Here is a 13,863-nt window from a genome sequence, read left to right as displayed (position 1 = left end):
GCAGGCGCCCTTGGGTTTTCAGTTGTTGAGAGCGGTGCTCTCTGATGTGCACAGCATGCCTCGCTGTCCGGCCGCTGTCAAGAGCGATGCTCTCTATTGTTGACAATGCTCTCCGGTTATTGCACGGTGTCTGGTATGCCGACCACGCCCCGCGCCCGCGCTCGCGCGCAGACCATGGAAGACATCGTCCGCATCGGACGGCGACATCTGGCAACCGACGGCGCGGCCGCGCTGTCGTTGCGCGCGGTGGCACGGGATCTGGGCGTGGTGTCCTCGGCGGTCTACCGCTATGTGCGCAGCCGCGACGAACTGCTCACTCTGCTCGTGGTCGACGGATACAACGCACTCGGCGACGCGGTGGACGCCGCGCTCGTGGACGCGCCCGACGATCCGAAGGAGCAACTGCGCGTCCTCGCCCGCACGGTGCGGGTCTGGGCCCGTGCCGAACCCGCCCGGTATGGCTTGCTTTTCGGCACGCCGGTGCCCGGGTACGACGCGCCCGTCGAGCAGACGACCGCGCCGGGCACCCGGGTGATCACCACTCTCCAGGTCCTGTTCGCGCGCGCCTATGAGCGGGGCATGCTCACGGCCCCGGAACCGCTGCCCGGCGTATCCCCTGCGCTGGCAGGCGATTTCGCGCAAATCCGCAGTCAATTCGATCTCGGGCTTCCCGATTGGCTGATCGCCCGCGGCGTCACCCTGTGGGCGTCGCTGTTCGGCCTGGTCAGCGGCGACGTGTTCGACATGTACGGCACCGACACCTTCACGGATCGAGACGAGCTCTTCGAACTGCAAGTCGACGCGCTACTCGACATGCTGGGATTTCGGCGCTGAAACACGCTGTGTCCCAGCCTTGATGCATGGTCACAACTCGATTGTGTTGTGGCACAGGACACTATTGCCCGACTTTGTGGCGACCGTTACTGTTACCCGCGAGTAAGGCAGGGGCGTTGTCTGGGACGCCAGAAGTGAGCGGGGATGTATGACCAAGCGGCGGCGCTTATTCCGGACCTTGATCGCGCTGGGAGCGGTCGTCGTCGTCAGCACCGGGCTGGTGTCCGCGCAAGCGACGCCCGACGGTGGTGCGCTCGGTGCCGCGTGGACCGCCACCCATGACGGACCCCGGACCTACCCGCAGGTGCACATCGAGTGGGACGTGCCGATCACCATGAGCGATGGCACCGTACTCAAGGGCAATGTGTACCGGCCCGCGGACGCGGCGGGCGTGCCGATCGCGGAGCAGACCCCGACCATTGTCAGTCTCACTCCGTACACGAAACTCGTCAGCAATCTGGCCGACTCGGCCCAGAGCATCCCGGTCCTCAGCGACCTGCTGGTCGAGGCCCTGAAAGGGTTCGATCTCTCGGCGTTCGGTCTGGGCGGGGTCACCGAGATGACGCGGGCGCTGCCTGCCGGCCTCGGCCGGGTCTTCAGCGTGGATCGCAAACTCGTGCAGAGCGGCTACACCCAGGTGGTCGTCGATGTCCGCGGAACCGGGTTCTCCCAGGGCATCTGGCAGGTCTTCGGGGAGCGCGAACAGCAGGACGGCGTCGAAGTCGTGGAATGGGCGGCCCGCCAGCCTTGGTCCACCGGCTCCGTCGGCATGACCGGGGTCTCCTATTCGGCGATCAACCAGCTGCAGACCGCCGAACGCAAACCTGAAGCGCTGAAAGCGATCTTCCCGGTTGTCCCGGGCAGCGACCTGCTCCGAGATATCGCCGCGACCGGCGGCGGCGTGGGCATCGGCTTCCTGCCGATGTGGCTGCTGGCGGTGAACAGCGCCAAACTGGTCCCGAACGTCCAGTCCATGCTCACCGGCAGCTTCGACTGGAAATGGCTGGCCGACCGCGCCGCCGATCCGCTCACCTTCTTCAATTATCTGCTCGCCGCGCTGACGATCCCGAGCATCGCCGAGGTCCCCGACTATCTGCTGGGCCTGCTCCAGGACGATTCGTTGATCCGCACCGCCTGGCTCGGGCAGCCGGAACGGATCGAGATCCCGACCTTCATCTACGGCGGCTGGCACGACATCTTCACCTACTCCTCGCCGCGCGCCTTCCGAGCGGTGAATGTGCCTGCGGGACAGAAGAAGCTGATCATGGGAGACACCTATCACCTGACCTCCGGCAGTGGTCTGGGACTGCCCGGCGGCCCGCCGCGGCTGGACGTGCTGCAGCGCGCGTGGTTCGACAAGTGGCTCAAGGGCATCGACAACGGCATCGACGACTACGCCGACGTCACGGTGTGGCAGCAGGGCGGCGGCTGGACCAGCACGACCGAATTCCCGCGTCCCGGCATGGATTACCGGCGCATGTACCTCAGTCCGGAGGTGTCGGGGACCGCGCGCAGTGTGCACGACGGCAGCTTGACCGCCGCGCCCGGGGGAGCGGCACGACTGACGGTCGCGCCAGGGCTCACCGGCGTCTGCTCGCGTGATTCCGCTACCGGCACAGCGGGTCTGACCGCGGCACTGGATCTGTGCGCCAAGGACGACCGCATCAACGAATCCAACGGCCTCACCTTCACCAGCGCACCGGTCACCGAGCCCACCCAGATCTCCGGACCGATCGCCGTGCACCTCAATACGGTGCTGGACGCCACCGACGGCTACTGGGCGGTGACGGTCAACGATGTCGCTCCCGACGGCCGATCCACCGTATGGACCAGCGGTCAACTCCAGGCTTCGCTGCGGAAAGTGAACGAAGCCAAGTCGACTCGCTCGCCCAACGGCGACTACACCGACCCGTACCCGATCCTCACCCTGGCCGACCGGCTGCCGCTGGTGCCCGGCGAACCGACCATTGTCGACATCGGACTGCCCGCCACCGACGGCATCCTGCAGCCGGGCCACCGCCTGCGCATCGACGTCTACGCGCTGAACTTCCCCAGGGGGCTTCCGCTGCGACCTTTGCTCAACGAGAGCGAACTGAAGCCGCAGCACCTCGAACTCGACCCGAACAGGCCGAGTTGGGTGAACATTCCGGTCAGCGGCAACCCGGGCTGGTGATTCCGTCAGCTGACAGAACCTCGCGATTCGTGATCGGAAAACCACCGCCCCCGAGCAGCGCACTGTAGGCCGTGACGGCAGCGGCGCACTCCTCGTGGAGCGCGCCGGACACCATCACGACCGGGGCTAGATGACGACGGCTGCGTGAACGCATCGAGTTCCTTTCCTCGTCGAGCGGCGTGCCGATCAGTTCGGGACTGTCACGGGATCCAGGCAGCTGGACAGGGCATCGACGAACGAGCAGGCCTTCGGCGCGCGGGTCGGGCGATACGTGCGCGGCACACCGCCGGCTCGGGTGATCGCGGCGTAGGCGGGAACGGCGTCGGTCGGCCGGCGGGTCAATGCCGGGTCGGTCAGCACGTCGACGGTGTACAGCCCGAAACGTGGTGTGTAGGAACCCCACTCGTAGTTGTCGGTGAGACTCCAGTAGTTGTAGCCGATGAGGTTGATGCCGTCGGCCTTGGCGCGTTGCAGCCAGTAGACGGTGTCGCGCAAGGAGTCGGCCCGGGTATACCCATCGGCTCGCGGGTGGCCGTTCTCGGTCGGCATCCCGTTCTCCACGATGTAGAGCGGCTTGCCGGGGAAGGCGCGGGCATAGTGTTGCAGCGCGTAGTAGATGCCCTCGGGCTGCAGCGGGTTCTTCCAGAGTTCGTCGAAGCTGAATCCGCCGGCGAGGCTGTCGGGGGAGATGCCGTAGTAGTAGTCGATCCCGATGTAATCCAGCTTGTGCGCGATCCGCGACATCATCGCGCCGCTGACCAGATCGTCGGCGGCTGGGATATACGCGACATTGCTCGTCACCATCGCACCCGGCTGCACCTGGTGGATGTAGTCGTAGATCGCGTTGTGCGACTGAGCGAGACGCTCGTTCATCGCGGGCGCGTCCAGCGCGGCGATGCCGCCGTGCCGAGTCTCGTTGATGACGTACATGGCGGGCTCGTTGAAGGTCACCCACAGCGGATCGGCGGGCGCGTAGCGATCGACGACCTTGCGCGCGTTCGCCAGCCAGTCCTGCACCATGCCGGGATTACCCCAGCCGCCACGATCGACCTCCCATCCCGGATACACCCAGTGGTCCAGGGTCAACATCGGCCGCATCCCGGCAGCCTGGATCGTGGCGATCACATTGTCATAGAACCGGAATCCGTTCTCGTCCCACGCATCGGGCGCCGGCTGCACCCGCGCCCACTCGATCCCCATCCGATACACCTGCACGCCGAGATTCGCGGCCAGCTGGATGTCGGAGTGATACCGGGTGTAGAAGTCGATCGACTCCAGATACGGATCCTCGGTCTTGCCCGCCGCCACATACCGCGCCCAATTACTGTCCGGCGCGTGCCCTTCGGCCTGATATCCCGACGCCGCGACACCCCACAGGAACTCGGGGCCGAACGGCTCCACCTCCAAGGGTGCAGCCGGCCGAGCCTGGACGGGCGCGGCAGACCCGACCAGTGCGGCGGCAGCGGTAGCGGACAGTGCAGTCAACGCCTGACGGCGGCTGAGGGATCGCATGAGTCTCCTGCGGGAATTCGTTGGTCGGCCGCGCAGCCGGCAGCCGGATCCACTTGTCCGGCAGCCTAACTGGTCGAGCGTCCGAATTGGGCGGGGATGGCTGGTCAATTGTGCAGTCACCCAGGCTCTAATCCCGTGTAGCGGCTGCGGCGGGTTGCGTGAGAGATCCGCCGGGGGAGTGGGGTCTCCAAGGGCTGGGTTGCACAAGAGGGGGAGTGGGGTTGGTCGTGGGAACGCTGGTGCGCGGGGAGTGGAGGAGCGCTGAGGTGGTCGGCACGGCCTTCAAAGGCTTATTGCCGAGGGAGACTTGGAAGGTTCAGGCTTGCATGGACGATGCAACATCCCTGTAACTAGATATGCGCATCTAACTATGTATCTTATAAGGCCCAACCTAACTCGGGGTACTTCAGCAACGACGCTCCAGTTCCAGAAAATGGGAACCGGCACACTGAGGGAAAGGGCAGACCGCCCTCGGTTCAGTCCGGGATCGTGGCGGTGGCGACCAGATAGCCCTTGGGATCCCGCCAGGCCTCGCCGGCGTGGTAGGTGAACCAGTCTTCGATGTCGGCGGTGAGGTCGTTGAGGATGGCGGCGCGGTTGGGGTTGTCGGGTGCGATGCCATCGAAGGTGAAGAGGGCTTCGGCGAACTGGATGAGGGGTTCCGGGGAGTCGAAGACGAGGGCGTTGTCCCGGCGAAGCAGCTGCACGGTGCCGAACGTTCGGTCCATGAGCGGCGCGAGGGTGTCGGCGTCGACTGTGTACGGTGGCGCGTCGGCGGGGTCGATACCGTAGGTGGTCGCGTGGGCCAGGATGAGCTCGCGCAGGCGAGGGCAGGTTTGCGGCCGGTTGACGACCACGGTGACGATGCCGCCCGGTTTGGTGGTGCGGCGGAATTCGGCCAGGGCCGCGGCCGGTTCTGGTACGTGATACAGCATGTGCCGGGCCGTGAGAACGTCGAAGGTGTTGTCGTCGAACGGCATCCGGGTGGCGTCGGCGAGGATGCCGCGCACGCCGGGGATGATGTCGGCGGCGGCGACCATGGCCGGTGAGGTGTCCACGCCGACCAGCGGCCCCTGGTGCCCGGCGGCGGCGAGGCTCGCGAGGAAGCGGGCGTCACCGCAGCCGATATCGGCGAGATACTCGGTGCCGGTGAGGTTTATCGCGGCTAGCACGTCGGCCTGCGGGTCGTGCGGTTGCTCGGAGAAACGCCGATGGGTGTCGATCCGCACCCGCAAAGCGGTGGGATCGGAGTACTCGGCTTCGAGCCGGCTGCGCGCACCCGTTGAAGATTTCATCGGTGGTCCTTCGGTCCAGTGGCCGTGGTGACTCCGCGTGCTATCTGGCGCGAGCGTACCCCGCGATGCGGCTATGGAAACCGTTTTCGCCAGCTGTGGCAGGGGCGAGGATGGTTCCGATCAGGTACCGCCTGCGAAGCCCCGCTGCCGACGCCGGGGCCACCGTGAGTAGCCAGAGATCCGCCGTCGGCGCAGCACTCTGGGGGAGAGTGGCCGCTTCTGCCGAGTGGCGCGCGTCGCGGAACGGCGGCCCAAGCTATCGTCAGAACCGCAAGTCTCTGATTCCGGAATCTAATTGCTGCCCTGCACGCACTTCCCGAATTTCGCTGAACTTATCCGCAGCTTCGAAACGTCTGCGGCTGCCAACGCAGTGACCCGAACCGAAAGGATACGAATGGATCTCCCGAGCAGGAGCCGTTTCCTCGTCGCCGCGGTGCTGGCGTTTGCGGGCGCGGCGAGTTTTATGCCATGTTCCGCCACAGCCGACCGCATCAATATCGGCGACGGCTCCGTCTACGAGCAGGAGATCGGATACTCCCGAGCGGTTCGAATCGGCAACACCGTCGCAGTCAGTGGCACTACCGCGGCATTGCCGGACGGCCAGGCGGTCGGGGGCGAGGACATCGGCGCCCAAACCCGAGAGGCATTGCGCCGCATCGCGTCAGCTCTCAGCCGAGCCGGTGCCGGCACCGAGGACGTCGTCCGCACCCGCGTCTTGCTCACCGATATCACGCGCTGGCCTGAGGTCGCCGAGGAGTACTCCAAAGTCTTCGGAAATGTCCGTCCCACGTGCACGCTGTATGAAGTGAGCGCTCTGATATCCCCATCTCTGCTCGTTGAAATCGAAGTCGATGCCTTTATTGAGGGCAATACTCGAGCGCGATAGGCACTGACTCGCAGTACCTATCGAGCGTCATTCAATTAGGCAACTGACCCTAGCGGCGAGCTCACGGGCTACTGATTGTCAGGCCGGCGGTAGTGCAGCGAAATGGTGCTGGAGCCGGGAAAGGTGGTGGCGGTGGCGAGTTCCCAGCTCGAGGCGTAGTCCTCTTCCGTCCCGCGTTCGCACGCGGTGTTCATAGGAGACGACGCACTGCCTCGACGACGGAGCGGCGACGGTCCTCGGTGGTCTCGGTGGCGGGCGTGCTGGCGGCGTTGCTGGGGTTCCACGCCAGGGCGATGCTCAGAACGAGGGTCAGCAGCGTGGTGGGTGTGAAGCCGGAGCCGATGTTTTGCGTCTTCTGCACAGTGGCAAGCGCTGCCAGCTTGGCCTCGTGTGCCGGCGTCGAGTCGGTTGGGTCCTGATCGCCACGCTCGAGACGGTGCCAGGTGGCTAGTCGGATGACCTCGGGATGGGCCTGGCAGTAGTCGAAGAGCTGTCCGGCGTACTCGGGGAGGTTGTCCGGGGTGAATGGCACCGAATTGAGGCCGTGGGTGACGTGGGCGTCGAAGACCGCGTCGAAGAGTTGGTCTTTGCTGCAGAAGTAGATGTAGATGAGGTTTTTGTTGGCTGCGGCGCTCTTGGCGATCCGATCCACCCGCGCTCCGGCGATTCCGTATGTCGCGAACTCCTCGGTGGCCGCCTGCAGGATTCGGGCCTTGGTGGCGTCGGCTCGGGACATGAGGCCATCGTAGTTGCGACTAGTTCGTTGGTTTCCGGGCTCGTCCCGCCGTGCTATCCGATTCCGAAGAAGCCGAAGGCCGCATCCGAGGCGAACAGCAGCACCGTGCACCACAGCGCGACACCGGTCATCAGCCAGCGAATAAGCGGCCAGCGGGGAATGCCCAGCGCGCCACCGAGCAGGGCTGAGCCCCAAGTGCCGAAAAGGGCAGGCCCCAATATCCCGAAACCCACCACGCCGAACCGGGCAAGGATTCGCCGTGCCCGCTGCCCCGCGGCGCCGGACAGTCGGGTCTCCGTCGCGGGTGGTTCTTCGGAAGTGGGAGCCCGTCCTTCGGTATCGGCCGCGGAATCCGCCCGTATCGCAGCTGATTTCCAGCGGGCGCGCCAGGATCGCCAGTGCAGTCGAGCGCGCTCCATGGCGAACACCGCGAAGACGACACAGCACGCCGCGCCCAGTAGCACCGCGAACAGCGCGACCGGGCCAGGCAGTGACAGTGAAAGACCGACGGGGATCGCGGGGGTGCCCAAGGCAAACCCCGCGAGCAAGGTCCAAACGAACCGCATGCGGATTCCTTCCAGCTGTGTCGCGCTTGTCATCGAATGGCTTCGAACCACGCGCCTAACTAACTGGTTAGTATCTTTGCATGGAACCCATCGACACGGTGCTGGACGACTTAGCGGCCGGTAAGTATCTGCTGCTCACCACTTTTCGCCGGGACGGCAGACCGGTCCCTACCCCGGTCTGGGTGATGCGTGATGGCGAGGCCTTGGCGGTGTGGAGCGCGGCGGACACCGGAAAGGTGAAGCGAATCCGCAACAGCGGCCGGGTGACGGTCGCCTCGTGCGATTGGCGCGGCAAGCCGCTCGGTGTTGCCGTTCCCGGCTCGGCCGAGGTGCTGACGCCGGGTGAGAGTGCGTACTTCACTGGTCTGATGAAGCGAAAGTACGGGCTGGCCGCCCGGATCGGGCTCGTGGGCAGCGCGCTGCGCGGCGGCTCGGAGCGCATGGCGGGTATCAGGATTCGGCTGGACAGGTAGGCGGTGTCGACCCGCAACGTCGAGGCTGTCGCCCGCATCGGGTCGGCCCCAGATATCGGCCCGCGTCGGCCACCTCGGTTATCACCCGCGCCGGGCCAGTTCAGGGTCCGGCAGCGGGACCGCCTCGAGTAGTGCGCGGGTGTATTCGTGCTGCGGATCGCGGAAAAGCTGTGCGGCTGAGCCGGTTTCGACGATCTCGCCGCCGCGCAGTACCACCACCCGGTCGGCGACCTGGTGCACTACCGCGAGATCATGGCTGATGAACAAGCAGGCGAAGCCGTATTCGGCGCGCAGATCGGCGAACAGGTCGAGCACCTGGGCCTGCACCGAGACATCGAGGGCGCTGGTCGGTTCGTCGGCGACGAGCAGACGCGGGGACAGGGCCAGCGCGCGGGCGAGTGCCACGCGTTGGCGTTGCCCGCCGGAGAGTTCGCCGGGGCGGCGGGCCGCGTAGTCGCGCGGCAGGCGCACGGATTCCAGTAGCGCTCCGACCTTTTCGCGCAGCAGGGCTCCGGAGGCGGCGCGGTGCACGATCAAGGGTTCACCGATCGCCTCTTCGATGCTGCGCCGGGGGTCGAGGGAGGCGGTGACATCCTGATGCACCAGCGCGACGTGCTTGCGCAACGCACGCAGGTCCCTTCGGGTCGAACCGCCGAGCGCGATACCGGTCAGCTCGACCCGCCCGGTATGCGCGGGTACGAGTCCCAGCGCGACCCGACCCAGTGTGCTTTTGCCGGAACCGGATTCGCCGACCAAACCGACCACCTCGCCCGGAGCGAGTGTGAGCGAGACATCCCGCAAGGCCTGGAAGTCCTTGTCGCCGGCGCGGCCCTGGTAGACCACGCTGAGATCGCTGATCCGTAAGACAGGCTCGGACTCCGCTTCCGAACTCGCGGCCACATCGTCAGCGATGTCATCACTTTCCGGCGAAACCGCGGAGCCCAGCCCGGGCAACCGCGGCACCGCGGCCAGCAACTCGCGCGTGTAAGCCTCTTCGGGCGCAGCGAACAGCCCATGGACGGTCTGCTGCTCGACCACCCGGCCCGCACGCAGCACCACGACCCGGTCCGCGATCTCGGCCACCACACCCAGGTTGTGCGTGATGAAAAGTACCGCGGTGCCCTGGGATCGGCGCAACGCTCGCAGTAGCTCGAGAATCTCGGCCTGCACGGTGACGTCCAGTGCGGTGGTCGGTTCGTCGGCGATGAGCAGATCCGGTTCACCCGACAGTGCCAGCGCGATGACCACCCGCTGCTTCTGTCCGCCTGACAGCTGATGCGGATACCAGTCGAGCCGGCGTTCGGGCTCGGGGATCTCCACCATCCGCAGCAATTCGACGGCACGCGCGCGGGCCGCCGCCTTCGACAGCGTCCCCGAACCGGTCCGAGCGTGGTGCGCGCGCAACGCCCGGACGATCTGTGTCCCGATCTTTTGCACCGGGTTGAGCGCGGTCTGCGGTTCCTGGAAGACCATCGCCGCGCGTATGCCCCGCAGCGCGTGGAGTTCGGCCTCGGCGGCCCCGACGACCTCGGTGTCGGCCACTCGGACCGAGCCGCTCGCCGTGGCCCCCGCGGGCAGCAGACCGAGGGCGGCGCGCGCCGTGAGCGACTTCCCGGATCCCGATTCACCTACGAGCGCGACGACTTCACCAGGCCGCACCTCGACATCGACGCCATGCACCACCGTGCGTGAGCCGAAGTGCACCCGCAGATTCCGGATCGCCAGCACCGGCGCGGCCGGTTTCGCTCCCGTATCGGGCTGATCAGTAGCTGAATCCGCTTCGAGCACTGATGTTTTCATGCGATCCTCCTGGCCCGGCCCAGCGCCTGAGCGATCAATAGGAACCCGAGCGTCAGGCCGGAGACCACGAGCAGCGGCCCCACCGCGAACGCCGGGTTGGCGTCCAGATAGGCGATGGAATCGGCGATGGTCCCACCGAGCGAGGGTTCCGGCGGCCGCACTCCGATACCGATGAAGCTCATCGCCGCCTCCACGAAGACGGCGAGCGACATCGACAGTGCCAGCTGCACACCGAGCGGCTCGAGCACGTTGGGCAGCACGTGTTTGCGCAAGGTCCACCAGGACCCGGCGCCGATCACCTCGGCCGCCTCGACGTACGGCTGTTCGCGGACGGACAGGATCGCGGTGCGTATCTGCCTGCCGAACAGCGGGACCTCGACCGCGACGATCACGATGATCACCGTGTGCACGCCCGGCCCGGTGACCGCCGCCAGCGCGATGGCCAGGATCAGCGCCGGAAACGCCAGCAGCAGATCGAACACCCGCTGGGTGATCACGTCGGCGAGGGAGTTCAGGCTCGACAGCAGCCCCGCGAGCGAGCCGAGCACCGCACCGAGCGGGACCGCGACGAATCCGACGAACAGATTGATCCGGATGCCGTGCAGCACTCGCGCGAACAGATCGCGGTTGACGTTGTCGGTGCCGAACCAGTGCTCGCCGCTGGGTCCGAGCAGGTTCGCGGCCGGAATCTGCTGGAGCGGATCGTATTTCGCGATCACGCCGGCCAGCAAGCCGAGCAGCGCGATACCGCCGACCAGCAGCACACCGGCCAGACCCTGCCCACTGCGCAGGGCATGCCATTGCGGACGCACCGGCCGCGAATCGGCGGTTTCCACGGTTTCGACAGCCAGCGCCGTATCCAATACCTGACTCATGCCTTGCCTCCGATCCGGATCCGCGGATCCAGATAGGCGTGCACGATGTCGGTGGTCAGCTGGATCGCGACGAACACCGCCACCGAGAACAGCAGCAGCGCCTGCACTACCGGATAGTCGCGCCGGTTGATGCCCTGTTCGATGAGCTGCCCGATGCCCGGCCAGGCGAAGGTGGCCTCCACCAGCACCGCGCCGCCGAGCAGTGACCCGGACTGGATGCCGAGCACGGTCAGCATGGTGGGTAAGGCATTGCGCAACGCGCCGCGCGTCACGATCTCGCGGTGCGAGATGCCCAGCGACCGCGCGGTGAGAACGTAGGGTTTGCCCAGCTCGGTGCGCAACGCCTCGGTGAGAAACCGGGTCAGCGCGGCACTCACCGGCAACGCCAGGCAGATCGAGGGCAGCAGCAGGTACTGAACGGTGATGTCGGGTTGGGCCGCGAACCCATCCGGTGGGATGCCACCGGCCGGCAGGATCGGAACGGCGATTGCGAAGACCAGCACCAGCAGCACTCCGGTGACGAAGGCCGGTACCGCGACGGCGACCGTATTGGCCGCGGCCACAAGGGCATTGAGCCAGCGCCGCTCCCACAGCACCGCCGATACGCTCACCCCGAGGCTCACGAGTACTGCGAGCACCAGCGAAGAGCCCGCCAGCACAAGGGTATTGGTGAGACCGCGGGCGATCAGCTCACCGATCTGCCCGCCGATGATGTAGGACCGGCCCAGATCGCCGGTGCACACCCCGTGCAGCCAGCTCACGTACTGTGCCGGCACCGACCGGTCCAGCCCGAGTTGGTGCCGGATGGCGGCGATCGATTCCGGCGTCGCGTCCGGTCCGGCCAGGGTGCTCGCCGGGTCGCCGGGCACCGCGCGCAGCAGCAGGAAGATCAGCACCGAAGCGCCGAACAGGACCGCCGCCGCCGAGGGCACCCGGCGCAGCAGATACGCGGTCATGCCAGGAACGCCTCCGTCAGCACGGATTCCCGGCGCTTGGTCCAGTCGAAGCCGTGCAGCTTCCTGGTCTGCGCGCCCTGCGGGAACCGGACGCCGATCTCGATGAGGAACAGGCTTTCGAGTAGTTGGTCGCTGAGCTCCTGGTAGGCCCTGGTCGCCTCGGAGCCGGTGCCCTGCTTCAGTTTCCATGCCCCATCGGCGGCCGCGACGTAGGCGGGTGACTCGTAGCGGGAAGCGTTCTTGCGCGCGTTGAACGGGTACGCGCTGACCGTAAGCGTGGACGGCACGAACTGCGCCCAGGAATGATCGGTGAGCCACAGACCGGGGAACTGCGCTCCGATCAACTGCCGGACGAAGGTGGCGTTGTCGGTGGGCACGAGTTCCACCTCGATGCCGATCTCGGCCAGGTCGGCCTGCACGATCTGCGCGGACGCCTCGTGGGTACCGGTTGTCGAGCTGTAGGTCAGCGGGATCTTCGGCGGCTTGGGCAGTTGTGCGAGCAGCTGCTTCGCCTTGCTCAGATCGCGGGCGTAGCGGGTATTGCGCGCGGCGTCGAAAGCCGGAGAGTTCTTGGGCCACGGCACGTTCACCGCGTAGCCGGCGCCGCGGAAGACCTCGCTGACGATCCGTTCTCGATCGATGGCGTAGGCGATGGCCTGGCGCAATCGCAGCTCCGACAGTGCCGGATCCTGCACGTTCACACCGACATACACCTGCAGTTCCGCGCCCTCGAACGGGAAGGTCCGGAAGCCGTCGGTCTTGCCGAGGTTTTCGACATCGCGGTAGGTGATGCCGTCGGCGTAGTGCAGCTGCCCGGACTTGAGCGCGTTGAGCTGGGCCTGGCTGTCCGGGATGACCGACAACTCGACCCGGTCCAGGTAGGGCCGCTCGGGCACCCAGTAGGCCGGGTTCCTTTCGAAGACGATCTGCGAGTTCGGGACTCGCTGCACGAAACGGAACGGTCCGGTACCGACGATCTTTTCCCCGGTGCCCAGCTGATCGATGGATTCCCGGTCCAGAATCGGCACGGTGTCGAGCAGATCGAAGATATTGCCCAGCGGGTGCGCGAAGGTCAGCACGATCTTGTGCGGGTCGCTGGTGTCGAACCCGGTGATGGCGGCGGCGGTGCTCTTGAGCTGCGCCGACCACTTCGCGTCGGCGTAGGTGCGCAGCGAGAACTCCACGTCCGCGGCGGTGAACGGCCGCCCGCTGTGGAACTTCACGTCGTCGCGCAGCTCCAGGGTGATCGAGGTGCCCTCGGGTGCGAGCGTCCACTTCTTCGCCAGCAGCGGCTGCGGCTCCAGCTTGTCGTGCGGGTAACGCACCAGCGACTCGAACACCAGGCCCACGACATAGGGCGTGGTACCGGTGTTGGTGAGGATATTGGCGGGCACCAGGTCCAGCAGGACGCCGTACCTCAGTGTGCCGCCCCGCACCGGGGCGGCGTTGTCGTCGCCGCCGCGCTGCTGGTTCACCGCGGACGTGCAGGCGGCCAGCGCACCGGTGCCCAGGATCGCGAAAGCGGCGATCCCGGTGTTGCGCAGGAAGTTACGGCGGCCGATGGGCGCGCCAGGAGTAGAACTCATGGTTGACGATTCCTCGAGAGATGGAGCGCCGCGGGGGGCAGGGCGGACGCTGGTGACGCCTGGACAGGGCGATCAGGGACGGCAGGCGCGGACCCGGCGCGAACAGCGACCGCGGCCACCGGCGGCGGGCGGTGCGCAGAGTTGGTCCGGGTGCATGACGGTGAAGCTAAC

General features: G+C 66.5%; 13 protein-coding genes. 4 read left to right on the top strand and 9 right to left on the bottom strand.

The window, feature by feature from the left end; genetic code table 11:
* Positions 1 to 135: 135 nt before the first annotated feature.
* Positions 136 to 834, top strand: coding sequence for a TetR/AcrR family transcriptional regulator (locus tag BJ987_RS25310; protein ID WP_209894857.1), 699 nt, complete (start codon positions 136 to 138; stop codon positions 832 to 834).
* A gap of 148 nt (positions 835 to 982) precedes the next feature.
* Positions 983 to 3,007, top strand: coding sequence for a CocE/NonD family hydrolase (locus BJ987_RS25305; protein ID WP_209894855.1), 2,025 nt, complete (start codon positions 983 to 985; stop codon positions 3,005 to 3,007).
* A gap of 186 nt (positions 3,008 to 3,193) precedes the next feature.
* On the opposite strand, the gene BJ987_RS25300 is transcribed toward BJ987_RS25305, so the two are convergent.
* Complete coding sequence (locus BJ987_RS25300) at positions 3,194 to 4,519, bottom strand: family 1 glycosylhydrolase (protein WP_209894853.1); 1,326 nt, start codon at positions 4,517 to 4,519, stop codon at positions 3,194 to 3,196.
* Positions 4,520 to 4,995: 476 nt separating this feature from the next.
* The gene (locus BJ987_RS25295; protein WP_209894851.1) at positions 4,996 to 5,814 is read right to left on the bottom strand and encodes a class I SAM-dependent methyltransferase; all 819 of its coding nucleotides are present in this window, start codon (positions 5,812 to 5,814) and stop codon (positions 4,996 to 4,998) included.
* A 463-nt stretch (positions 5,815 to 6,277) separates the two neighbouring features.
* On the opposite strand from BJ987_RS25295, the gene BJ987_RS25290 reads away from it, so the two are divergent.
* On the top strand, positions 6,278 to 6,700 hold the full coding sequence (locus BJ987_RS25290; protein ID WP_209899054.1) for a RidA family protein: 423 nt from the start codon (positions 6,278 to 6,280) through the stop codon (positions 6,698 to 6,700).
* 68 nt (positions 6,701 to 6,768) lie between these two features.
* Here the strand turns inward: BJ987_RS25290 and BJ987_RS37850 are convergent, their stop codons facing one another.
* From BJ987_RS37850 to BJ987_RS25280, 3 genes are read right to left on the bottom strand one after another with little or no spacing between them, the layout of a single operon-like run.
* Entirely contained in the window at positions 6,769 to 6,894 is a 126-nt protein-coding gene (locus BJ987_RS37850) for a hypothetical protein (protein WP_281070392.1), read from the bottom strand.
* On the bottom strand, positions 6,891 to 7,436 hold the full coding sequence (locus tag BJ987_RS25285) for a TetR/AcrR family transcriptional regulator (protein WP_209894849.1): 546 nt from the start codon (positions 7,434 to 7,436) through the stop codon (positions 6,891 to 6,893). Before BJ987_RS25285 ends, BJ987_RS37850 begins: the two co-directional genes overlap by 4 nt.
* Before the next feature lie 53 nt (positions 7,437 to 7,489).
* A complete protein-coding gene (locus tag BJ987_RS25280; protein WP_209894847.1) occupies positions 7,490 to 8,002 on the bottom strand; it encodes a hypothetical protein in 513 nt (170 codons plus the stop codon).
* An 80-nt stretch (positions 8,003 to 8,082) separates the two neighbouring features.
* On the opposite strand from BJ987_RS25280, the gene BJ987_RS25275 reads away from it, so the two are divergent.
* Entirely contained in the window at positions 8,083 to 8,475 is a 393-nt protein-coding gene (locus BJ987_RS25275; protein WP_245366116.1) for a PPOX class F420-dependent oxidoreductase, read from the top strand.
* An 81-nt stretch (positions 8,476 to 8,556) separates the two neighbouring features.
* Here the strand turns inward: BJ987_RS25275 and BJ987_RS25270 are convergent, their stop codons facing one another.
* The 4 genes from BJ987_RS25270 to BJ987_RS25255 are packed head-to-tail and all read right to left on the bottom strand — an operon-like array spanning position 8,557 to position 13,692.
* A complete protein-coding gene (locus BJ987_RS25270; RefSeq protein ID WP_209894845.1) occupies positions 8,557 to 10,275 on the bottom strand; it encodes a dipeptide ABC transporter ATP-binding protein in 1,719 nt (572 codons plus the stop codon).
* Positions 10,272 to 11,150 carry an ABC transporter permease gene (locus BJ987_RS25265; RefSeq protein WP_209894843.1) on the bottom strand — a complete coding sequence of 293 codons (879 nt, stop codon included), beginning with the start codon at positions 11,148 to 11,150 and terminating at the stop codon, positions 10,272 to 10,274. The genes BJ987_RS25270 and BJ987_RS25265 overlap by 4 nt, the downstream gene beginning before the upstream one ends.
* The gene (locus tag BJ987_RS25260; protein WP_209894841.1) at positions 11,147 to 12,106 is read right to left on the bottom strand and encodes an ABC transporter permease; all 960 of its coding nucleotides are present in this window, start codon (positions 12,104 to 12,106) and stop codon (positions 11,147 to 11,149) included. Before BJ987_RS25260 ends, BJ987_RS25265 begins: the two co-directional genes overlap by 4 nt.
* Positions 12,103 to 13,692, bottom strand: coding sequence for an ABC transporter substrate-binding protein (locus tag BJ987_RS25255; RefSeq protein WP_209894839.1), 1,590 nt, complete (start codon positions 13,690 to 13,692; stop codon positions 12,103 to 12,105). The genes BJ987_RS25260 and BJ987_RS25255 overlap by 4 nt, the downstream gene beginning before the upstream one ends.
* Positions 13,693 to 13,863 lie beyond the last annotated feature (171 nt).

It is taken from the genome of Nocardia goodfellowii, assembly GCF_017875645.1.
Classification (GTDB): Bacteria; Actinomycetota; Actinomycetes; order Mycobacteriales; family Mycobacteriaceae; genus Nocardia; species Nocardia goodfellowii.
The sequence above is the reverse complement of the archived record's forward strand: the minus strand, read 5'-3'. Positions and strand labels throughout refer to the sequence as shown.